The following is a 22,088-nucleotide window of genomic DNA, read 5'->3' as shown; positions in this document are numbered from 1 at the left end:
AGCATGGAATCTAAAAGTGGGGAAGCCAAAGTGCAGAAGGTAAAAAACTGGTCGCCCGTGTGGATATTCCCGATCGTCACTGCACTCATTGGCGCATGGGTTCTGTTTTACCACTACAGCCATCAGGGGCCGGAAGTCACGTTGATTACGACCAATGCCGAAGGTATTGAAGGGGGCAAAACGACGATTAAGAGCCGCAGTGTGGACGTCGGCATCGTTGAGAGCGCAACCCTGACGGATGATCTGACCCATGTGGAGATTAAAGCGCGTCTTAATTCCGGTATGGAAAAGCTACTGCATAAAGATTCTGTTTTTTGGGTTGTGAAGCCGCAGGTGGGGCGTGAAGGTATCAGTGGCCTGGGAACGCTGTTGTCCGGGGCATATATTGAGCTGCAACCCGGTAATAAAGGCAGCAAGCTGGAAAATTACCAATTGCTCGATTCTCCACCGCTGGCGCCGCCTGATGCGAAAGGGATCCGCGTGATCCTGGACAGTAAAAAAGCCGGTCAATTGAGTCCGGGTGACCCGGTGCTGTTCCGTGGATATCGCGTGGGCTCGGTTGAGACCAGCACGTTTGATGCTCAAAAACGCACGATCAGCTACCAGCTTTTCATCAATGCGCCAAACGATCGACTGGTAACCAGTAATGTCCGTTTCTGGAAAGACAGCGGTATTGCCGTCGATCTCACTTCGGCAGGTATGCGAGTAGAAATGGGCTCGCTCACGACGCTGTTTGGCGGTGGGGTAAGCTTTGACGTACCGGAAGGGCTGGAGCAAGGCCAACCGGTTGAACAGCATTCCTCTTTTAATCTGTATGACGATCAAAAAAGTATTCAGGATTCCTTGTATACCGATCACATTGATTACCTGATGTTCTTCAAGGATTCAATTCGTGGTCTGCAGCCGGGTGCGCCGTTGGAATTCCGTGGTATACGCCTGGGTACAGTAAGTAAAGTGCCTTTCTTCGCGCCAAATATGCGCCAGGTATTTAACAATGATTACCGCATTCCTGTTCTGGTGCGTATTGAACCTGAACGGCTGAAAGCGCAGTTGGGTGAAGACACCGATGTGGGGGCTCATCTTGCTGAGTTGCTCAAACGTGGGCTGAGAGGCTCATTGAAGACGGGGAACCTGGTGACCGGCGCGCTGTATGTCGATCTCGACTTTTACCCGAAAGAGCCGCCAATTACAGGGGTACGCGAGTTTAATGGTTATCAAATTATCCCAACAGTGAGTGGCGGTCTGGCGCAGATTCAGCAACGTCTGATGGAAGCGTTGGATAAGATTAATGGCCTGCCGCTGAACCCGATGATTGAGCAGGCAACCAATACGCTGTCGGAAAGCCAGCGCACGATGAAGCATCTGCAAACTACGCTGGATAACATGAATAAGATCACGTCCAGCCAGTCGATGCAGCAGCTTCCTGCGGATATGCAGAATACGTTACGTGAACTGAATCGCAGCATGCAGGGCTTCCAGCCGGGTTCTGCGGCCTATAACAAGATGGTGGCAGATATGCAGCGTCTTGATCAGGTACTGCGTGAACTGCAGCCGGTTCTGAAAACGCTGAACGACAAGAGCAACGCGCTGGTGTTTGAAGCGAAGGACAAAAAAGATCCAGAGCCGAAGAGGGCGAAACAATGAAAAAGTGGCTAGTGGTGATGATGGCGGTCTGGCTGACGTCATGTAGCTCCAGCGGAGAGAGTAAAAGCTATTATCAGCTCCCCATTGCGCAAGGGGGGGGACAAAGTTCAGCTAATCAGGGCAATCGCCTGTTGTGGGTTGAACAGGTTGCAGTACCTGATTACCTGGCGGGGAATGGTGTGGTGTACCAGACCAGCGACGTGAAGTATGTGATAGCAAATAACAATCTCTGGGCCAGCCCACTGGATCAGCAACTGCGTAATACCCTTGTCGCAAATCTCAGTATGCAACTTCCTGGTTGGGTGGTTGCATCTCAGCCGTTGGGAAGCACTCAGGATACGCTTAACGTGACGGTGACAGGCTTTCACGGACGTTACGACGGTAAAGTGATTGTCAGCGGTGAATGGTTGCTGAATCACCAGGGGCAATTAATCAAGCGTCCGTTCCATATCGAAGTTGTACAGACGCAGGATGGCTACGATGAAATGGTGAAAGTTCTGGCCAGCGCCTGGAGTCAGGAAGCGACGGCAATCGCCCAGGAGCTGAAACGCATTCCATAAGCTTAAATAATTGTAAATTATGCCGCCTCAGGCTCATCGCCAGAGGCGGTTTTTTTTATTTTTTTAGCAGTTGAGGTAGCTGTTCTGACAGAGAATTTTTGTACAAATGATTTACCAGCTAGCTCACAAATATGACACTGGCGTGAATTTTGCGCATTGACGAGTCTAATGTTTAGGGGTATTCGTTTAGTGTGATTGCACACTTAGTAATCACTGTTTTCTTTTCCACCAGACCTAAAAATGAGGGAAACGAGGCATGAAGAGACAAAAACGAGATCGCCTGGAACGGGCACATCAACGTGGATATCAGGCCGGCATTGCCGGACGCTCAAAAGAAATGTGTCCCTATCAGACGCTGAATCAGAGGTCATACTGGCTGGGAGGCTGGCGAGAAGCCATGGGGGATAGGGTTTTAATGGCCTGATTCTGTCTCTTTAGATAAAAGAAACCTCCGCTTAGCGGAGGTTTCGCCTTTTGTAGACCGGCAAAATAACGTGCGCTGCCATTCGGCCATGTCGCACTGCCAGACCTACAGATGTCTGCGATTAGAACGCCGAGGTGTCCTGGAACAGACCCACTTTCAGATCATTTGCGGTGTAGATCAGGCGACCATCAACCAGCACTTCACCATCAGCCAGACCCATGATCAGGCGGCGGTTAACGATGCGTTTGAAGTGAATGCGGTAAGTGACTTTCTTCGCGGTCGGCAGAACCTGACCTGTGAATTTCACTTCGCCCACGCCCAGTGCACGGCCTTTACCTTCGCCGCCCAACCAGCCGAGATAGAATCCAACCAACTGCCACATGGCATCCAGACCCAGGCAACCTGGCATTACCGGATCGCCGATAAAATGGCATCCGAAGAACCACAGGTCCGGGTTGATGTCCAGTTCAGCTTCCACATAACCTTTGTCAAAGTTGCCGCCGGTTTCGGTCATCTTGATGACACGATCCATCATCAGCATGCTTGGTGCAGGCAGTTGTGGGCCTTTAGCACCAAACAGCTCACCGCGACCAGAGGCAAGAAGGTCTTCTTTTGTATAGGATTCGCGTTTATCTACCATGTTCTCTGTAAGCCTTATTTTATTGAAGCACGCAGGATAGCTAACACGTGTACGCTGAACAAGTCCGATCAGTTCGGAATAATCCAATTCAGCCAACGTAGCGGCCATGGAAAACGGTGACGGCCTTCCTGTTGCGTTGCCGCAGCAATACGCTCCTGGATAGTTTGCATCAGCGTCGTCTGACCTTCTCCATCCCACACCAAATTTAATAGCAGTGGCAGCGCATCGGTCACGTCGTCTACTGCCCAGATAGTGAATTTTTCTTCTTCAACAGCCTGCAACAGTGCGGGTGGCAGGCTCAGATGTCTGACGTTGGCTGCAGGGATAATCACACCCTGAGTCCCCGTTAATTCACGCTGCTGGCAGATGGCAAAGAAGCCTTCAATTTTCTCATTCAGACCGCCGACAGGTTGAGCACGACCAAACTGATCGACAGAACCGGTTATCGCGATGCTTTGATTGACGGGAACGTCAGCGAGGGCGCTTATTAGCGCACACAGTTCTGCCATAGAGGCGCTGTCACCGTCTACTTCACTGTATGATTGCTCAAATGTCAGAGAGGCAGAGAACGGTATTTGCTGTTCAAGCTGGAGTTCCGACATCAGGAACGCCTGCATAATCATCATACCCTTGGCATGAATATTTCCGCCCAGCTCGGCTTTACGTTCAATATCGGTAAATTCGCCATCGCCAATATGCACGACGCAACTGATTCGTGAAGGTTCACCAAATGCGCGGGGATGACCTGGAAATTCAATCACCGACAGGGCGTTTATTTGCCCAATACGCTCGCCTTCCGTTTCAATGAGGATCTGCTCTTGCAGGATCTCATCCTGCATCCGTTCAGAGAGGAATCCTTCTCGCCATTCACGCTGAGCAAGCATCAGGCTCAATTGCTCCGCAGTGCAGGTATCACTGTCGCAAAGAGGGGCCACTTCTTTGAGCTGGCGGGTGATCCATAGCGGATTAAGCGGCAGCGTATCCTGTTCGCCGGTATAGCGAACGGCTTCGCGGATGAGAACCTGCCAGGCATCGGCAGCGGGATAGGGCAGATTGTTGCGGCGGGCAGTATGCGTTACCCACTGACACCACTGTGTCATGGTTTCGGCATCCACTATCTGCAAGTTATCTTCAAATTCGCTGTAGATAGCCTGTTCTGCCAGTTCTGGTTCCATTTCCTGGAAGTCTGCCAGCGATTCACGTTCGCCGACCAACACCACTTTCAGTTTAAGCGGCATAGAAGGGACGGAGACTGGCAGGGGGCGAGACTCATCAAAGGCCACCCAGTCAAAACGTTCGTGGCTGACAATGGCTTTCAGGCGCATCCACAACAACGGCTGAGCCAGAAGTGTGCGCAATGAGATAACCAGCACACCGCCGTTGGCCTGATGGACCAGTCCCGGTTGCAGCGTAATTTCGCCATTGAACTGGCGCAGACAGCCAAACAGTTGTTCGGCCTCAACCCAGTCAGCATTAACCACCTGAGTTAACGTCGCAAAGTTGTCGTCTGCTTTCTCTGCTGCGCGGTAACGAATAGTGTGGCCGGATACATCGTAATGCCCCCCGGTTAACTTATCGGCATCCGCATGCAAGGTACGTGCAGCCGTTGCAATAAGATTGAGATACTCCAGCTCTTCGGGCGCTTTCACCAGCATAAACGAGGACGTAGCCCAGTGCTGAAGAAGTTGCTCTAGCGCGAATTGTAAACGTGGCTGAGTATCACTGAGTAAGGTGTCGGTGTCGTCAGTGACGTGCGGCTGTGCAAATATTTCCTGATAGCTATCGGTATCAGGAACCAGATCACGCCATGCAAGTTTCGTAATGGTCAAAGTTGATGTTTTTTAGTCTGTTGTAAAAAACGAGATTATACCGTAACCATCAGCACTGCACACGTGGAAAGCGCCGCTAAACGAATGTGATGACGAGCGACAGTTCACAGGCTGGATATTCTTTTCTTCAGATGCCGAAAAAGCTGATATTCTGATAAGAGTTACACGGTAACATTGAGATCGCAATGAAATATCAACAACTTGAAAATCTTGAAAGCGGATGGAAATGGAAGTACCTGGTGAAGAAGCATCGCGAGGGGGAGTTGATTACCCGCTATGTGGAAGCCAGCGCTGCCAAAGAAGCCGTTGATTTGTTGCTAACCCTCGAAAATGAACCGGTTCGGGTCAACGTCTGGATTGAAGAATACATGAACCCAGCACTGCTCAATCGTATGAAGCAAACGATCCGGGCGAGGCGTAAGCGGCACTTTAATGCAGAACATCAGCATACGCGTAAGAAATCGATCGATCTGGAGTTTATGGTCTGGCAGCGTTTAGCCGGGCTTGCGCAGCGACGTGGTAAAACGCTCTCAGAAACGATTGTGCAGTTGATTGAAGATGCGGAACATAAAGAAAAGTATGCGAACAAGATGTCGACATTGAAACAGGATCTACAGGCGTTACTGGGTAAAGAGTAGGGTACGGGTAACGTCAATATGGAGCGTGTCTGTGCTTTTGCATGATATGTAGGTGAAAAAAAACCCCGCCAGGCGGGGTTTTTTTATAAGACGATAACTTAAGCCTGAGGCTGAGTTACAACGTCTTTGATGCCTTTAACTTCGATCTCAACACGACGATCCGGAGCCAGGCAGTCGATCAGCGCAGCGCGAGCTTTCACGTTGTCACAGGTGTTGCCGGTAACCGGGTTGGATTCGCCCATACCACGTGCGGAGATTTTGTCAGAAGGAATACCTTTAGAGATCAGGTAATCAACAACAGACTGAGCACGTTTCTCAGACAGACCCTGGTTGTAAGCGTCAGAACCGATGCGGTCAGTGAAGCCCAGAACAACGACGGAACCGTCTTTCGGATCCAGGTTGCTCAGCTGGCTGTACATCTGATCCAGAGCCTGCTGGCCTTCTGGTTTCAGAGTTGCTTTGTTGAAGTTGAACAGAACGTCAGACTTCAGAGTGAAGTGTTTGGTCTGTACTTCTGGAGCCGGAGCCGGAGCCGGAGCAACTACCGGAGCTGCTTCTTCCTGCTGGCCGAAACGGTAAGAAACACCAACGCTCAACAGACCGTTGTCTGGACGACCACCAACGGTGTTCGCGTCACCGATGTTGTTGGTCCACTGGTATTCCAGACGGGTAGCGATTTCAGGAGTAATTGCATACTCTACGCCGCCAGCGAATACTGGGGATACACCAGTGTCGTGGTCTTTGAAGCCGTCGTTGTTTTTAGCATCTGCACGCCAAACCATACCACCCAGACGGGTATAAACGTCCAGATCGTCAGTGATTGGGTAACCCAGTTTAGCGGTCAGCTGAACGCCCTGAGCTTTGAATGCGCCATTTTCAGTGTTGCCTTTGTACGGCATACGACCTAACCAGTCGTAACCCATTTCAAAACCAACGTACGGGTTAACCTGGTAACCACCGAACGCACCAGCACCCAGTTGGCTTTCGTGGGTCGGTCCGTTGTTGTTGATCTGATTGTTGCCGATGTCATGGAACTGGGACCAACCCAGTTTAGCACCAGTATACCAGGTGTTATCTTTCGGAGCGGCCTGCGCCACGGTAGCGAAACCAGCCAGTGCCACTGCAATTGCGATAGCTGTCTTTTTCATTTTATGCGCCTCGTTATCATCCAAAATTCGCCATGAATATCTCCAGAGAGATAACACGGTTAAATCCTTCACCCGGGGACCAGTTCAATAGTTACTCTACCGATATCTGCGGCTTACGCCGAGCACCCCTGGCGATGTAAAGTCTACAACGTAGTTGAAAACTTACAAGTGTGAAGTCCGTCAGGCATATGAAAAAAAAAGGCTTGTATACACAATATTTAACATTTGTGGATGATTAATTGTACAGCTACTATCGCGGAAACCGCTTCACACAGGCGTTCTCACAAAAAAGGTGTTAAAGCTCAAAGCCGAATTTGAGGGTGAAAAAAAATTCCAGGATAAATCCTAATTTTACTTAATGATACAAATTCGAGTGAATTTTTAGCCCGGAATGCTGTCTCCCCGCAAGTGTCTGAGCGCGTACAGGACGCATGATAAATCCCATCGCATTGCCTTCATCTGCTGCTTTTACCAGCTCGGCATGTTCATCTTCGGTTAATTCTTCCGTCAGCCAGCCAATTACGACGCTGTAGTTACCCGTGCGTAGCGCACGAACCATAGATTCCAGCGTATTGCAGGGAGAGAGTTGGCTAATTTGCATGACTTTCGTCAATGGAAGCCCGGCCGACTGCACCCACTCCCGGCTTAGTTTTTGCTGAGGCGTCAGCCACAGCTGCCAGCGCGACTGCTGACCTAATTGCTGAAGCAGGGGAAGCAGCAGGAGCTGCGTCATCATGGGCTGGTCCTCGCGATAGACCACTTCACTGATAAGCCCAGCGGTAGTGTGCTCTGACGACACGCGCGCAATTTTGCTTGCTGTGGAAGAGAACGACGAAGAACGATTTGCATAGCCTGAAGTGTACATAATCAATCCAGCCCTGTGAGTTACTGTATGGATATACAGTAACCCTGCTATAACCAAAGATCAACCTTATTTTCTGAAACAGGTTCGCAGTTTTTGGTTGTTGTTACGGGAAAAACAAAATTCATCTTGCCCCTTGCGAATAAGTTGCCTATTTTCGTCATTAACGGATCCGCTACTGCAAATCATTTTATTACGTTATGATTTAAAAGGATTTTTATGAAAAAACTTTCTTATGCAAGGATCTATAAATCACAAGAATATCTGGCGTCATTGGGGACTATTCGTTATCGATCGCTGTTTGGGGGTTATAGCCTGACGGTTGAGGACACGGTATTCGCCATGGTCGCCAGTGGCGAGTTATATCTTCGGGCCTGTGAACAGAGTGCGCAGTACTGTGTAAAACATTCCCCTGTCTGGCTGACATTTATAAAACGTGGACGTCCGGTGGTGCTCAATTATTATCAGGTGAACGATACGCTGTGGCAAAACCAGCAACAACTGGTGTCGCTATCACGGTATTCACTGGATGCGGCGTTAAAAGAAAAGCAAAGTCGTTTTGCACAGCATCGCCTGCGTGGACTGCCGAACATGACATTCCATCTGGAAACCCTGCTGAATGAAGCAGGTATAAAAGATGAAAGCACATTACGCATGTTGGGGGCAAAAATGTGCTGGTTGAAACTGCGACAGGTTAATCCCGCCCTGACGGTGAAAATACTCTATGCCCTTGAAGGCGCAATTGGGGGAATTCATGAGGCGGCGCTCCCGGCGATTCGTCGCCAGGAGCTTGTGGAGTGGGTGAGTTCTCTTACGCCTGAACCGGTGTACTAGACGGCAATGCGGCAATTTGCTGCTGTAATCGTCTGATTTCTGGTAGTAGCGCTATCAATAGGCCAACTTGCTGTACGACCAGTGGTTCTTTACTGTCCGGGCGTGGTTCAAGATGCTGAATCCGTTGCTTCAGTCCTTCAAGCGCCTGGTATACGCGCTGCTCGTCAGCGGGTTGATGATGAAGTGCATCATCAACATAGCAAACGGCATCGTCCAGTAATGCCAGAACGTCCGGGTTGGTTAACTGTTCACGGTGTGCGCCCAGTGCCGAGATATAACTGGTAAAGGTATGGTTGAGGCACAGCAAGCGGAATGCCGTTTCGCGCGTTTGGGCAGTGACATCCGGTTCACTCGACATATTCGACACCACGGATGCCAGCTCCGCATCACGATTATGCGCATCGCGGCGCGCAATACGGTATGCCAGGCGATTGTCTCGCCCCTGATGATACTGTTCGAGAATGGCATCAAGGTAACGACAGTTTGCATCGGTCGCCCGTTCAATCACCCGTGGCAGGTTGCGAAAGCGCCAGTCTGGCCAGATGAAACTGACGGCTGCCCATGCGATGGCACAACCAATCAGCGTATCGATGACGCGCGGCAGTGCGACTTCAAACCCTTCACCAAGCAGGTTAAAGCACAGCAATACCAGCAGCGTGATAAACATTGTGGCATGTGCGTACTGAACATTGCGGAAAGCAAAAAAGAGCACGCCGGTGATCACCAGCAGTATTAATTGCCCTTCCAGCGATGGGACGAACCACAGGATGGGCAGTCCAATCGCTATCCCGACTAATGTGCCGATAATCCTTAACGCCAGACGATGTCGTGTGGCGTTGTAGTTGGGCTGGCAGACAAACAGGCTGGTCAGCAGGATCCAGTAGCCATGGTTCATGCCCGTTATCTGGATAATGGCGTACCCGACGCAGAGCACCAGAGACATGCGAACCGCGTGGCGAAACAGCGCCGACTCTGGCGTAAAATTGCGACTCAGACGCAGCCAGATATCACTGAATCCGTGCGGACTGTCATCGGCAAGCTGATTTTCTGACTCATTGCGCGAGAGTACCTGAGCCTGTTCAGACTCAATGGTGGCCAGTTGCGCATCGATAGCCCGCAGGTTCGATAGTAAGAATCCCAGCGTATTGAGCAGATCTGCAGGGGCACCGCTTGCACGCATGCGCTCAAGGGCAGCATCTATATGTGTAAAGACTCGCTCAAAGTGTGGATCGTGCTGGTAAGGGGTGCGTAGCAAAATGCAGTGAGACAGTTGCGTACAGGCTTGTCCCTGCATCGACATTAGTCGTTGGAAACGAAACATCACATCGCTGTGACGGAAATGGTCGCGTAGCGTCTGGTACTGAATATGTGAGGAACTTGCGCGTTCGTGAATATCCTGCGCGACAAAATAGTAATGCAGTGTGCGGCGGGTTCCTCGCTGTCCGCGGTCACCGCGCAGACGGGTCAGTAATGATACTTTTGTTTGGTTCAGCGTCGCCATCAGTTGCCCATTGGCCAGCGCTAACTCATACAAGGGGGCCTGACTTTCATCTTCAATGTCGGGATCAAAAAGGCGGGATTTCAGCTCCAGGTAGTGTGCCAACTGTTCGTAGCTGCGTGCCAGATTGTCCTGCAGTGGACGAATCGGGAACAGAAGGTGACCGATGAGCGTCAGAAGGTTATACCAGATGGCGCCTGCAAGCAGCAGGATCGGTTGCTGATACCACTGATCGTACAGTGATGTTCCCAGCATGGTGTAAATGGCGATCAGTAATGCACCAAAGGCGATGGTCGCATAACGCTGACCTAAGCCCCCCAGCAAAATAAAGCCGCTGGTGGAAAGCGTTAATCCAATTGCGAAAAGCCACGGCCAAGGGAAGAGCAATTCGACGGAAGCCGAAGCAATGAAAAAGCAGATCAGCGTAATAATCAAATTACGCAGACGGCCCGCGAGCCGATCGTCCAGATCGGTCAGCGCGGCAGCAACCATGCCCAGCGTGAGCGGGATGGTCAGTTTGACGTCACCCAGCCACCACGGCAGCGCCGTAGTGCCGCAGAGCGCGATAAAAATCCGCACGTAGTACAGCCAGGTGCTGTTCCAGGTATAGCGTTTAAGCAGTGGACTTAACATAAAGGCCATCAGTTCCGATTATTCAAAGCGACGACGCGCGTTGGCTTCGCGTGCGGCACGGGCAACTTCGACTGAAACCACGCGACGACCAACGGGCCAGAGTGCAATTGCGGCGATTTTAAAGTTCGCAATACCAACCGGAATACCAATAATCGTAATGCACTGGGCAATACCGGAAACAATATGCATCAGGCACAGCCACCAGCCGAAGAAAATCAGCCAGAAAATGTTGAGCAGCGTACCGCCGGTATTCAGAAGCACGTTTTTACCCGCCGGGTTGAGTTCATCAACGTGAATCGCCTCATTACCGTAGGGGAACAGCGACAAGCGTGTGATTTCCCAGCAGGAGCGGGTCAAGGGTAGTGTGAAGATAAGCACGATACTGACTAACGTCGCCAGTAACCAGGCTAAGGTGGTGGCGAATCCCCCAAGCACAAAATTTAAAATATTCAGAACAGTACGCATAAACCCTCGGTTAACTCTGGTTTTCTGTGAGTTTGGCAATTGTAACGTTTTTTTGGGCTGGAGCACGTTTTCTCTGGCGGTTACACTGATAAGCAAACCTCTTCGTGTGGATCCGCGTAAGTCTTATGGAACTGAAAGCAACTTCTCTGGGAAAACGTCTGGCGCAACACCCTTACGATCGGGCCGTTATTCTCAATGCCGGCATTAAAGTCTCTGGCGACCGTCATGAATATCTTATTCCATTCAATCAGTTACTGGCTATCCATTGTAAAAGGGGCCTGGTATGGGGTGAGCTGGAATTTGTGCTTTCTGATGATAAAGTTGTACGCCTTCACGGCACTGAATGGGCGGAAACCCAACGTTTCCACCATCATCTGAACATCCTCTGGCAGCAGTGGAGCCAGGAGATGAGCGACGTCGCTGCGGGAGTTTTACAGCAACAGCTGGATGCGATCGCGGCGCGTACCAGTGATAACAAATGGCTGACGCGCGAACAAACGTCAGGGCTGCAGCAGCAGATCCGCCGTGCCTTTGCCGCGCTCCCGCTCCCGATCAACCGACTGGAAGAATTTGATAATTGCCGTGAGGCGTTGCACCAATGCCAGGCATGGTTAAAGGACATTGAAGCCTGCCGCTTACAGCACAATCAGGCATACACCGATGCAATGCTGGAAGAGTATGCTGAGTTTTTCCAGCATATTGAATCTTCGCCGTTGAACCCTGCTCAGGCGCGTGCGGTAGTGAACGGTGAGCAATCATTGTTGGTACTTGCAGGGGCCGGAAGCGGCAAAACATCCGTATTGGTCGCCCGTGCGGGCTGGCTGCTTGCTCGAGGAGAGGCGGCGGCTGAACAGATCCTGTTGCTGGCGTTTGGACGCAAAGCAGCCCAGGAGATGGATGATCGCATTCGCGAACGGCTGCAGACGCAAGACGTCACTGCACGGACGTTCCATTCACTGGCGTTGTACATTATTTCGCAAGGTAGCAAAAAAGTTCCAACAGTGAGCAAGCTGGAAAATGATGCCGCCGCTCGCAACAAACTATTTATAACAACCTGGCGTCAGCAGTGCAGTGAGAAAAAGGCTCAGGCTAAAGGCTGGCGACAATGGTTAGAAGAAGAAATGCAGTGGTCTGTGCCAGAAGGCAATTTTTGGGACGATGAAAAATTACAACGTCGTCTGGCCTCACGTCTGGATCGCTGGGTTAGCCTGATGCGTATACATGGTGGAGCACAGGCGGAGATGATCGCCAATGCGCCGGAGGCGATCCGCGACCTGTTCAGCAAACGTATAAAGCTGATGGCGCCGTTACTCAAGGCCTGGAAGAGTGCTCTGAAAGAAGAGAATGCCGTCGATTTTTCTGGATTGATCCATCAGGCGATTGTCATTCTGGAGAAGGGACGCTTTATCAGCCCCTGGAAGCATATCCTGGTTGATGAATTTCAGGATATCTCCCCACAGCGCGCCGCCCTGTTAGCCGCATTGCGCAAGCAAAACTCACAGACCATGCTATTTGCCGTAGGGGATGACTGGCAGGCCATTTACCGTTTCAGTGGTGCACAACTTTCGTTAACTACCGCCTTCCGGCAACACTTTGGTGAGGGCGATCGCTGCGATCTGGATACAACATACCGTTTTAATAGTCGTATTGGCGAAATAGCCAATCGGTTTATCCAGCAAAACCCGCATCAGCTTAAAAAACCGCTCAATAGCCTGACAGCAGGCGACAGGAAAGCCGTCACTCTGCTCGATGAAAGTCAGCTGGATGCGCTGTTGGATAAGCTATCCGGCTTTGCGAAAGCAGAAGAACGCATACTGGTGCTGGCGCGATATCACCACCTCAAACCTGCCAGTCTTGAGAAAGCAGCGACCCGCTGGCCCAAACTACAACTGGACTTTATGACTATTCATGCCAGTAAAGGACAGCAGGCGGATTATGTCATTGTCGTTGGGCTTCATGATGGCAACGATGGTTTTCCGGCCCCGGCCCGTGAGTCGATTATGGAAGAAGCATTACTGCCAATGGTCGAGGATTTTCCGGATGCAGAAGAGAGAAGGTTGCTCTACGTGGCACTTACCCGTGCCCGGCATCGGGTGTGGTTGCTGTTTAATAAAGACGCGCCATCCTGTTTTGTTGATGAACTAAAACAACTGGATGTCCCGGTAGCGAGAAAACCCTGAAGAACAGGCGGCGACGGCGGCCGCCTGTCTGGCGATTATTTGAGGCGCTCTGCCAGATAACGGGCGTAATCCGGGATCAGGATGTCCGTTGCATCGTTGAAGTTTGGCGACTGGATAATAAAATCGGCGGTAGATACGTTGGTGGCAACCGGAATATTCCAAACTGTGGCCAGGCGCAGAAGGGCTTTAACATCCGGATCATGAGGCACGGCGTTGAGTGGATCCCAGAAGAAGATCAACACATCAATTTTCCCTTCAGAGATCAGTGCGCCGACCTGCTGATCGCCGCCCATTGGACCGCTAAGCATGGCGTTGACATCCATGCCGGTCGCGCGTTGAATGAGATTTCCTGTCGTGCCTGTCGCATAGAGGACATGCTTTTCTAACAATGGCTGGTGGCGTTCCACCCAGCTCATCAGCATCTGTTTACAGTGATCATGTGCAACCAGCGCAATATGCTTACGCGCCGGTAAAGTGCGAGTCGTCAGTTCCATAGTACAGCTCCCAAGTTAACCTTATTACAGAGTACTGGAAGCGTTTGACGCTGCAAGAGAAAGACAAAAAAAATGCGTAGGTGAACATAAACGTCATGAGGGTGGCTGTTTCTCTGCCCATTGCAGAAAATTACTTCGTGTTTGCGCATCGGCCTGGCCAAACCAATATTTCAAACGCTGTTCGGTGAGTGTTTGTGACTGCGGCGGCACCCGATCCAGTTCAGAGACCCCTGAGAGCAATGCGCTGTCATCTGCCATCATAGTGGCAAATTGTGGGAGTGAAGCATGCTTAGACGATTTGTTATAGCGTTCAGTCTCGAGTTCATAATCCACGATTTTTGCCGATGAGGTAATCGACAAAATATCCAGCTTGACCGGAATGGGCATGGAATCGCCATCTAATAGTTCCACACGGGGAGCTTCATCGAAATGCGTTGCGTCACGTTCGTTGTTCAGACGGGGGAGATGAAAATTGACCTGACTAACCAACTGAGTATCAAAACTGATGACCAGCGGAGGAGAAATATACAGACGTTCTTCATGGCTGGAGAGACGAATCGTTTTCTCAACGCGAAAGACAAGCTGATGCCGACCATTCTCCAGCTCAATACTGTCGGCACCGCGCAGTAAAGAGCTGGACACCTTTTTTCCGTCCAGCACCAGCAGGTCAATATCATTAGACAGGCGCAAAGAGGTCGCACAAACGGTTACCGGCAAAAACAGAGCAATCAGGGCTGTCACAATGCCGGTTTTCATAAGGTTCTCCTGTCCAGAAGATTTCTGTATAAGATGTATCTAAATTTTTCGACAATCATGTTTACTAACATATAGACATATTTTCTAGTTTAGCTCTCATGCGCCAGTATGGGATGAATGGTTGCGACGTCAGCTTTGTCGTACACTTTGCAAAACAGCCTGGAGGAAGACGATGAAAGAGACCGATATTGCTGGCATTTTGACATCTACCCGTACGATTGCGCTGGTAGGAGCAAGCGATAAACCCGATCGCCCGAGCTATCGGGTGATGAAGTATTTACTCGATCAGGGTTATCACGTTATCCCCGTGTCTCCTAAAGTTGCCGGGAAAACGCTGCTGGGGCAGCAGGGCTATGCGACACTGGCAGACGTACCAGAGAAAGTGGATATGGTGGATGTCTTTAGAAACTCAGAAGCAGCATGGGGAGTCGCACAGGAGGCTATTGCTATTGGTGCGAAGACTTTGTGGATGCAGCTTGGCGTGATTAATGAGCAGGCTGCCGTGCTGGCGCGCGATGCGGGCCTGGCAGTAGTGATGGATCGTTGCCCGGCGATTGAAATCCCCAGACTGGGACTAGCGAAGTAAGGTTGTACTGTTGCCGGATGGCGCATTGTATATCCGGCCTACAACGGTGTTTGTCGTAGGCCGGAGAAATGTTGTCAGTTGCGCAGGCGTGGAGCCTGGAGCTGTTTACGGATTGTCCGTGCCAGTTCATCCATCGATGGTTGCTCTGGATGTTCTTCCTGTAGCTCGCTACTCAACTGTGCTTCAGCCAGATACGTATGTACTGGCAGGCCATTATCGTCTTCCATCACCACGTGATACCAGGGAGCGGCGCGAAGTTCGTCGTTAACCGCCAACTCATCAGGTGACGGGTCATCAAGCGAATATTCCGGGTCGATATCCACGACCACTCCGAGGTAACCTAACAGGGAATGGCGGACCTGCTGGCCGATACCGAATTTGCTGGCAATCATAGTCACCTCCCGGGAAATAGATACCCTCTATGTAAGGGTAATATTCCACTTTTCAAGTTACATGATGCGACAGGCAAACCCTTTCAGATACAGCCCTTCCGGGTAGGTAGCGATCACAGGATGATCGGCGGCCTGACGGAACTGCTCTATAAATTGTACATCACGCCCGGCATCTATTGCGGCATCGGCGATGATTTTCTGAAATAAATCGGTGGTCATCAATCCGGAGCAGGAGAATGTCAGCAGTACGCCACCCGGATTCAGCAACTGAATTGCCAGCATATTGATGTCTTTATAGCCACGGCAGGCGCCCATCAACTGGCTCTTGTTTTCGACAAACTTCGGCGGGTCCATCACGATAACATCAAATTTCTCACCACGATCGCGATAGGCGCGCAGCAACTTGAACACGTCATCACGCACAAACTCAGCTTTGCTCAGATCCAGCTTGTTCAGCTCTACGTTCTGGCGGGCAATATCGAGCGCTTCCTGGGAGGTGTCGACGCTGACCACCTGACGGCATCCGCCCATTAATGCTGAGACAGCAAAGCCGCCGGTATAAGAGAAACAGTTCAGGACACGTTTGTTTTCCACGTAACGACGCGTGGCCAGGCGGCTGTCACGCTGATCGAGGTAATAACCGGTTTTATGTCCGTGCTGAATATCAACCAGCAGCTTCATTCCGTGCTCTTCAATTGGCAGCAGTGCTGGCGGAAGCTCGCCCGTTACTGGCCCTTGAGTCAGCTCCATACCTTCTTTTTTACGCACCGCTACATCGCTACGGTCATAAATGGCGCAGTCAGGGAAAACAATTTGCAGAGCGCTAATCAGCGCGGCGCGTTGGTATTCAGCCCCCGCACTGAGCAACTGCAACACCAGGAAGTTGCCGAAGCGGTCAATGGTGACACCCGGCAGACCATCGGATTCTCCGGCGATCAGACGATAGCTGTCCAGACCGTCTTTTTTCGCCAGCCAGTCACGCCATGTCTGCGCCTGCTGCAGACGACGGGTGAAGAAATCAATATTGATGGACTCAGACTTGTCAAATGTCCAGACGCGTGCACGGATCTGCGACGCGGGTGAGTACGCGCCGCGTGCTAACCATTTACCCTGATGGTCAACAATATCGATGGTTTCACCGAGGTTGGCTTTACCTTCCATACGTGCGACGGCACCGGAAAATACCCACGGATGGCGGCGCAGTAATGATTTTTCGCGCCCTTTGGCTAACACTAAACGTACACTCATAATTTACTATTCTGTCAATTCAAAGAAATGGGCGCCATTGTCCTGAGTTTTACGTGTATTTGCAACGCGCGCTGTGATGATAAGGAGAACCGCAATGTCGAAAGTCTGCATAATCGCCTGGGTCTATGGCCGGGTTCAGGGGGTAGGATTTCGCTACACCACCCAGCATGAAGCACAACGGCTGGGATTGACCGGATACGCGAAGAATATGGATGACGGCAGCGTAGAGGTTGTCGCCTGCGGTGACAGCGAGCAGGTAGAACAACTGATGAAGTGGTTAAAAGCCGGGGGCCCGCGTAGCGCCAGGGTAGACAGAGTCCTCAGCGAACCGCATCGGCCTGGCGAAGAGTTAACGGGATTTAGTATCCGCTATTAAATACATTTGACCGGTTTTGGCAGACCTGCAATTTTGGTTGCCTGCTTGGCCGGACCTTTCGGGAACAGGCGGTAGAGATAACGGCTGTTGCCTTTCTCTTCGCCAAACTTATTGGCCATCGCTTTGACCAGCATACGAATAGCGGGGGAGGTATTAAACTCCAGATAAAACTCGCGCACAAAGCGCACTACTTCCCAGTGTTCAACTGACAGCGTAATTCCTTCGTTTTCAGCAATGGCAACTGCCAGCGGTTCGCTCCATTCGGTTGTGTCTTTTAAATAGCCTTCGCTATCAGTACTGATTTCTTTACCTTCAAAGATCAACATAATTCTTCACTGCGTTAGTCAAACTGGCGGCAGTTTACCAAAAAAGAAAGCCCCGCATAAGCGGGGCTGGATAATGTACGTGGTCATTTTAATCGCGGCTGGCGAAGCCCAGAATGCTAAGCAGGCTGACGAAGATGTTGTACAGCGATACATACAGGCTGACGGTTGCACGGATGTAGTTGGTTTCACCACCACGGATGATGTTGCTGGTTTCAAACAGGATGGCACCTGAAGAAATCAGGATAAACACCGCGCTAATCGCCAGATGCAGCGCTGGCAGTTGCAGGAAGATATTCGCAACCATACCAATCAGCACCACCACGATACCTGCCATCAGCATACCGCCGAGGAAGGACATGTCTTTACGCGTGGTCAGAACATACGCAGAGCAGCTGAAGAAGACCAGCGCCGTACCACCCAGTGCCATACCGATCACGTCACCCATACCTGCCGACAGGTAAGTGTTCAGAATCGGTCCCAGGATGTAACCCAGGAAACCGGTGAAAGCGAAAGCAGACAGAATACCTACTGGTTTATCTGCCGTTTTGTAGGTCAGGAACATCAGACCATACATACCAACCAGCGTCAGAATCAGACCCGGAGATGGCAGCATCAGTACTGTACTGGCAGTTGCGGTGATCGCTGAAAACGCCAGCGTCAGGCTGAGCAGGAAATAGGTATTACGCAGCACCTTATGTGTGCTGAGTAGCGATGTACGATCGCGCGAAGAACTAATAATACGATCCATGAGTCACTCTCTTATGACAGATGTAATTAATGATGGAGGATAATGAAATCAAGGGGAATGACACAGCGGTTTTACCCATCTTTACGCATTTTAACCCGCCAGGCTTAAGCATATTATTTCAACAAAAGCTCCCGAATCAGATGTTAGCACTATAAGTGCAAAAATGTCAGATCCACCTCTCCCAGGTAACTGAAAAATATTGCGTTATTTCCGAATCTCTCTGACAGTGACAGCGGTGTTTACATAAAACAGAGCAATAAGGTAAAGGGAATGACTCAACATAAATCGAAGATATTGACGTTTACGCTGTTGGCTGTCTGTTTGATGTCTATCAACGGCATGGCGAGCGCTGCGACAGTTCCCGCGGGCACAGAACTGGCAGCTCAACAAGAACTGGTCAGAAATAACGGCAGTGAGCCAGCCTCACTGGATCCGCATAAAGTTGAAAGCAACGTTGAGTTTAATTTAATCAGCGATATGTTCGATGGACTGGTGGCCGTAAACCTGGATGGCACTATTGCGCCCCGTCTTGCTGCCTCCTGGGAGAATAAAGATAACACTGTCTGGATCTTTCATTTACGTCCAGGCATAACCTGGTCAGATGGATCGGCTATTACTGCACAGGATGTCGTCTGGAGCTGGCAGCGCCTGGTTTCACCGCAAACTACCTCACCCTATGCCTCTTATCTGGGCAATATACATGTCGCAAATGCGGTTGATATTGCTCAGGGGAAAAAAGATCCCGCGACGCTTGGGGTCAAGGCACTGAATGACACCACGCTGGAAATTACCCTGACGCAGCCGACAGCGGCATTTTTAGCGATGCTGGCGCACCCATCACTGGTCCCGCTGGATAAAGTGCTGATTGGCCGCTTTGGCGATAAGTGGACTCGTCCGGAGCACTTTGTCAGCAGTGGTGCGTATAAGTTGTCGCAGTGGGTCGTCAACGAGCGGATTGTTGCCGTGCGCAACCCGCATTACTGGGACGATCAGCACACGGTCATTAATAAAGTGACGTATTTGCCCATCAGTTCAGAGGCTGCAGACGTTAACCGTTACAAAGCCGGGGAAATCGATATTGTTTTTAGTGTTCCGGTCAATCAGTTTGCTCAATTGAAAAAGACGATGGGTGATGAACTCCATGTCTCACCTCAGCTTTCAACCTATTATTATCAGTTTAATACCACGCGTGCGCCGTTTAACGACCCGCGCGTGCGTCGGGCGCTAAATATGGCGTTAGATAAAGACATCATTGCGCAAAAGGTGATGGGGCAGGGACAACGTGCGGCGTGGGTTATCAGCCAGCCTGAAATTGGCGGGGTAAAATTACACGCGCCAGACTACGCATCATGGCCACTCGACAAACGCATTGCCGAGGCAAAAAAACTGCTGGCGGAAGCGGGCTACGGTCCTGAGCATCCGCTTACATTAAATCTGCTCTACAACACTTTCGAAACGCATCAGCGAATCGCGATTGCCGCCTCGTCAATGTGGAAGAAAAATCTTGGCGTTGAGGCAAAACTGCAGAACCAGGAATGGAAAACGATGCTGGATACCATGCACACCGGCAATTTTGACGTCGTACGCTATGCATGGATAGCGGATTACGACGATGCGTCGAGCTTCCTCAATATTTTCCGCACAGGCGATAGTGAAAATACCACCCGATACAGTAATCCAGCCTACGATGAAGCGATGCGTAATGCGGCAAAAGCCCGTTCTTTGCCAGAGCGCGGGAAATATTACCAGCAGGCGGAAGATGTGTTAGGCGAGGATGTACCGGCGATTCCGGTTTACCACTATGTCCGCACACACCTGGTAAAGCCGTGGGTAGGCGGATTTGCACCGGATAACCGCGGTAATTACTTCACCAAAGATATGTACATCAAAAAACATTAAACAGCAGTAGCCCGGATTTGTGCTGAATAAACGGTCAATTTGTTGTTATTTAAGTCGATTAACAACATTTTGGCTGTTTTTCAGGCAAACGAACACATTGGTGCTTTACAGGTCCGTTCGGGATGTTTATAGTGCGCCTCATTGGAAGCGTGGCCGAGCGGTTGAAGGCACCGGTCTTGAAAACCGGCGACCCGAAAGGGTTCTAGAGTTCGAATCTCTACGCTTCCGCCAAACATGAAAAGGGGTTACCGAAAGGTGACCCCTTTTTGCTTTTGAAGCATTAGAATCGCCTGGCAATATTCGCCCATCCCCTCATGTCACATTCGAACACTTGCTTACCCCGATCCCAGGCTTTTCCTTGTCGTGCTATACGCTGCAATTTAACTACACATCTAAAGTCTTTCCATATTGCCGTGGCTGAAGGCATGGTCATGATGTCTTCATGACCTGTAAAAGCCTTAACTGAATCCAGGTTAGTCCAGTAGTGTTTCCCTGGGGGAGGCAAGTTCAGATCATCAGCAACTCGATGCGCTGCTTACCTGTAAGTGCGGCTCATCGCCGCACACTTAACATATTCACGGATGGCTAATAAATCGGGACAAGCGTTGGCGCAAAAAGCGGTTTTCCTGCCGCAGTTGCGCGTTCTCCTCGAGCAACGTCAGTGCGACGGCAATTCCTGGCCAGTCAAGCGCCAGTTCATGGCGCAGACGCAGTGCGCGTTGCACCACGGTCAGTGCATGGTCATCAAAGGTCTCATCTTCACGGGGTTCGATTACCCCTAAACCGACAATTTCATTCAGTTCTTCTGCAGAAACACCGGTATGCAGACAAAACTCGGTAATGGTAAAGGTAACGGTCACGTTAGCCATTATGCTTTCCCCCACTCTTTGCGCGGATCAAAGGACTTCTGCGCATCCGCCAGCTGTTGCCACAAGGCGGCGCTGTTGTCGTCAGGTTTCGGCGGCATCACGATTTTGATGACCGCGTACAGGTCGCCAGTCTGTTTTTTACCGACCAGACCTTTGCCTTTGATACGTAATCGCTGTCCAGCCTGGCTTCCTGCGGGGATGGTCAGCAAAATACTCTCTTTGAGTGTTGGTACAGTTACTTTTGCGCCCAATGCGGCTTCCCATGGGGCAAGCGGAACGACAACTTCCAGATCCTGATTAACAATATCAAACAGCGGATGCGGCGCGATATGAATCACCAGCCACAAATCACCGTTCGGGCCACCGTTTTCACCAGGGGTTCCCTGACCTTTCAGGCGAATGCGCTGCCCATTGCCGACACCGGCCGGGATCTTAACGTTGAGGGTTTTGGGGATTTCCCGCTCGATCATGCCAAACGCATTGTATACCGGCAGGTTGTAACTGATGGTGCGGCTATGCTCAGCAAGGGTTTCTTCGAGGAAAACGGCGACCTCGATTTCAATATCATGCCCGCGACTGGCGTGGCGCTGCCGTGACTGATGTGCGTGCTGGCCAAAAATTGAAGAGAAGATATCGTCGAAATCTTCAGCGCTGTAGCTTTGACCTTCTCCTTGCTGGAACTGACGATTAAACTGCGGGTCGTTGCGATGCTGCCACAGCTGGTCGTATTCGGCGCGGCGCTGTTCATCGCTCAGTACTTCCCAGGCTTCGGCAACTTCTTTAAAACGAGCTTCAGCGTCGGGTTCTTTGCTGACATCGGGATGGTATTTTCGCGCGAGACGACGGTAGGCGGTCTTGATTGTCTTGAGATCGTCTGTCGGCTTCACGCCCATAATGGCGTAATAATCCTTTAATTCCATAGCGTTCTCTCGTGTAAATCAACACATGAAGAAGGCAATCCCTCTCAAAAGGTATCACCGTTAAGTTTAGGGTAATCCCGATAGGCGCGAATGCCAACCATGAAAAAGGGGGGCGCAGG

The 22,088-nt window shown here is 50.8% G+C and carries 23 protein-coding genes and 1 tRNA gene; 10 read left to right on the top strand and 14 right to left on the bottom strand.

The window, feature by feature from the left end; genetic code table 11:
- The first annotated feature begins 3 nt into the window (after positions 1 to 3).
- The 3 genes from pqiB (at position 4) to rmf (ending at position 2,628) form a co-directional block, all read left to right on the top strand.
- Positions 4 to 1,644, top strand: a complete 1,641-nt coding sequence (pqiB, locus tag SK32_RS08360) for an intermembrane transport protein PqiB (RefSeq protein WP_048212114.1) — start codon at positions 4 to 6, stop codon at positions 1,642 to 1,644.
- Positions 1,641 to 2,204, top strand: a complete 564-nt coding sequence (gene pqiC / locus SK32_RS08355) for a membrane integrity-associated transporter subunit PqiC (RefSeq protein ID WP_048212113.1) — start codon at positions 1,641 to 1,643, stop codon at positions 2,202 to 2,204. Before pqiB ends, pqiC begins: the two co-directional genes overlap by 4 nt.
- A gap of 256 nt (positions 2,205 to 2,460) precedes the next feature.
- Positions 2,461 to 2,628, top strand: a complete 168-nt coding sequence (gene rmf / locus SK32_RS24545; RefSeq protein WP_003035871.1) for a ribosome modulation factor — start codon at positions 2,461 to 2,463, stop codon at positions 2,626 to 2,628.
- A gap of 121 nt (positions 2,629 to 2,749) precedes the next feature.
- On the opposite strand, the gene fabA is transcribed toward rmf, so the two are convergent.
- Positions 2,750 to 3,268: a bifunctional 3-hydroxydecanoyl-ACP dehydratase/trans-2-decenoyl-ACP isomerase gene (fabA, locus tag SK32_RS08350; protein WP_003035875.1), complete on the bottom strand. Its 519-nt coding sequence runs from the start codon at positions 3,266 to 3,268 to the stop codon at positions 2,750 to 2,752.
- A 68-nt stretch (positions 3,269 to 3,336) separates the two neighbouring features.
- Positions 3,337 to 5,097, bottom strand: coding sequence for an AAA family ATPase (locus SK32_RS08345; protein WP_048212112.1), 1,761 nt, complete (start codon positions 5,095 to 5,097; stop codon positions 3,337 to 3,339).
- Positions 5,098 to 5,282: 185 nt separating this feature from the next.
- On the opposite strand from SK32_RS08345, the gene matP reads away from it, so the two are divergent.
- A complete protein-coding gene (matP, locus tag SK32_RS08340; protein ID WP_048212111.1) occupies positions 5,283 to 5,735 on the top strand; it encodes a macrodomain Ter protein MatP in 453 nt (150 codons plus the stop codon).
- A 98-nt stretch (positions 5,736 to 5,833) separates the two neighbouring features.
- On the opposite strand, the gene ompA is transcribed toward matP, so the two are convergent.
- The gene (ompA, locus tag SK32_RS08335) at positions 5,834 to 6,883 is read right to left on the bottom strand and encodes a porin OmpA (RefSeq protein ID WP_048212110.1); all 1,050 of its coding nucleotides are present in this window, start codon (positions 6,881 to 6,883) and stop codon (positions 5,834 to 5,836) included.
- A 355-nt stretch (positions 6,884 to 7,238) separates the two neighbouring features.
- Complete coding sequence (gene sulA, locus SK32_RS08330) at positions 7,239 to 7,748, bottom strand: SOS-induced cell division inhibitor SulA (RefSeq protein ID WP_040231828.1); 510 nt, start codon at positions 7,746 to 7,748, stop codon at positions 7,239 to 7,241.
- 216 nt (positions 7,749 to 7,964) lie between these two features.
- Between sulA and SK32_RS08325 the strand changes: the two genes are divergently transcribed.
- Complete coding sequence (locus tag SK32_RS08325) at positions 7,965 to 8,579, top strand: TfoX/Sxy family DNA transformation protein (RefSeq protein ID WP_048212109.1); 615 nt, start codon at positions 7,965 to 7,967, stop codon at positions 8,577 to 8,579.
- Here the strand turns inward: SK32_RS08325 and yccS are convergent.
- Both yccS and SK32_RS08315 read right to left on the bottom strand, forming a co-directional pair.
- A complete protein-coding gene (gene yccS / locus SK32_RS08320; protein WP_048212108.1) occupies positions 8,557 to 10,710 on the bottom strand; it encodes a YccS family putative transporter in 2,154 nt (717 codons plus the stop codon). The genes SK32_RS08325 and yccS overlap by 23 nt on opposite strands.
- 18 nt (positions 10,711 to 10,728) lie before the next feature.
- Positions 10,729 to 11,175 (bottom strand): YccF domain-containing protein, encoded by a 447-nt coding sequence (locus SK32_RS08315; protein ID WP_005123514.1) that lies wholly within the window; start codon positions 11,173 to 11,175, stop codon positions 10,729 to 10,731.
- Positions 11,176 to 11,300: 125 nt separating this feature from the next.
- Between SK32_RS08315 and helD the strand changes: the two genes are divergently transcribed.
- Positions 11,301 to 13,355: a DNA helicase IV gene (helD, locus tag SK32_RS08310; RefSeq protein WP_048212107.1), complete on the top strand. Its 2,055-nt coding sequence runs from the start codon at positions 11,301 to 11,303 to the stop codon at positions 13,353 to 13,355.
- Positions 13,356 to 13,390: 35 nt separating this feature from the next.
- Here helD and mgsA read toward each other — a convergent pair whose 3' ends face one another.
- Complete coding sequence (mgsA, locus tag SK32_RS08305) at positions 13,391 to 13,849, bottom strand: methylglyoxal synthase (protein ID WP_048212106.1); 459 nt, start codon at positions 13,847 to 13,849, stop codon at positions 13,391 to 13,393.
- A gap of 93 nt (positions 13,850 to 13,942) precedes the next feature.
- Positions 13,943 to 14,605 carry a curli synthesis inhibitor gene (gene csgI, locus SK32_RS08300; RefSeq protein WP_048212105.1) on the bottom strand — a complete coding sequence of 221 codons (663 nt, stop codon included), beginning with the start codon at positions 14,603 to 14,605 and terminating at the stop codon, positions 13,943 to 13,945.
- A 172-nt stretch (positions 14,606 to 14,777) separates the two neighbouring features.
- Here csgI and SK32_RS08295 point away from each other — a divergent pair, with 172 nt between their 5' ends.
- Positions 14,778 to 15,191: a CoA-binding protein gene (locus tag SK32_RS08295; RefSeq protein WP_006685217.1), complete on the top strand. Its 414-nt coding sequence runs from the start codon at positions 14,778 to 14,780 to the stop codon at positions 15,189 to 15,191.
- Positions 15,192 to 15,265: 74 nt separating this feature from the next.
- Here SK32_RS08295 and hspQ read toward each other — a convergent pair whose 3' ends face one another.
- Both hspQ and rlmI read right to left on the bottom strand, forming a co-directional pair.
- Positions 15,266 to 15,583, bottom strand: a complete 318-nt coding sequence (hspQ, locus tag SK32_RS08290) for a heat shock protein HspQ (protein WP_005123508.1) — start codon at positions 15,581 to 15,583, stop codon at positions 15,266 to 15,268.
- A gap of 57 nt (positions 15,584 to 15,640) precedes the next feature.
- A complete protein-coding gene (rlmI, locus tag SK32_RS08285) occupies positions 15,641 to 16,831 on the bottom strand; it encodes a 23S rRNA (cytosine(1962)-C(5))-methyltransferase RlmI (protein ID WP_048212104.1) in 1,191 nt (396 codons plus the stop codon).
- A gap of 94 nt (positions 16,832 to 16,925) precedes the next feature.
- Here rlmI and yccX point away from each other — a divergent pair, with 94 nt between their 5' ends.
- Positions 16,926 to 17,207, top strand: coding sequence for an acylphosphatase (gene yccX / locus SK32_RS08280; protein ID WP_048212103.1), 282 nt, complete (start codon positions 16,926 to 16,928; stop codon positions 17,205 to 17,207).
- On the opposite strand, the gene tusE is transcribed toward yccX, so the two are convergent.
- Together tusE and yccA are read right to left on the bottom strand one after the other, a co-directional pair.
- Positions 17,204 to 17,533, bottom strand: a complete 330-nt coding sequence (gene tusE, locus SK32_RS08275) for a sulfurtransferase TusE (RefSeq protein WP_048212102.1) — start codon at positions 17,531 to 17,533, stop codon at positions 17,204 to 17,206. The genes yccX and tusE overlap by 4 nt on opposite strands.
- An 88-nt stretch (positions 17,534 to 17,621) precedes the next feature.
- Positions 17,622 to 18,281 (bottom strand): FtsH protease modulator YccA, encoded by a 660-nt coding sequence (gene yccA / locus SK32_RS08270; protein ID WP_003035917.1) that lies wholly within the window; start codon positions 18,279 to 18,281, stop codon positions 17,622 to 17,624.
- A 270-nt stretch (positions 18,282 to 18,551) separates the two neighbouring features.
- Here yccA and SK32_RS08265 point away from each other — a divergent pair, with 270 nt between their 5' ends.
- On the top strand, positions 18,552 to 20,180 hold the full coding sequence (locus SK32_RS08265) for an ABC transporter substrate-binding protein (RefSeq protein ID WP_048212101.1): 1,629 nt from the start codon (positions 18,552 to 18,554) through the stop codon (positions 20,178 to 20,180).
- Positions 20,181 to 20,323: 143 nt separating this feature from the next.
- Positions 20,324 to 20,411 (top strand) — tRNA-Ser (locus SK32_RS08260).
- Between the two features lie 344 nt (positions 20,412 to 20,755).
- On the opposite strand, the gene cbpM is transcribed toward SK32_RS08260, so the two are convergent.
- Both cbpM and cbpA read right to left on the bottom strand, forming a co-directional pair.
- Positions 20,756 to 21,049 (bottom strand): chaperone modulator CbpM, encoded by a 294-nt coding sequence (gene cbpM / locus SK32_RS08255; RefSeq protein WP_048212100.1) that lies wholly within the window; start codon positions 21,047 to 21,049, stop codon positions 20,756 to 20,758.
- Complete coding sequence (cbpA, locus tag SK32_RS08250) at positions 21,049 to 21,969, bottom strand: curved DNA-binding protein (protein ID WP_048212099.1); 921 nt, start codon at positions 21,967 to 21,969, stop codon at positions 21,049 to 21,051. The genes cbpM and cbpA overlap by 1 nt, the downstream gene beginning before the upstream one ends.
- Positions 21,970 to 22,088: the final 119 nt, after the last annotated feature.

The sequence above is a fragment of the Citrobacter sp. MGH100 genome (assembly GCF_001034465.1).
In the GTDB taxonomy this organism is placed as follows: Bacteria; Pseudomonadota; Gammaproteobacteria; order Enterobacterales; family Enterobacteriaceae; genus Citrobacter; species Citrobacter youngae.
This window is presented reverse-complemented; position numbering and strand designations above follow the sequence as displayed.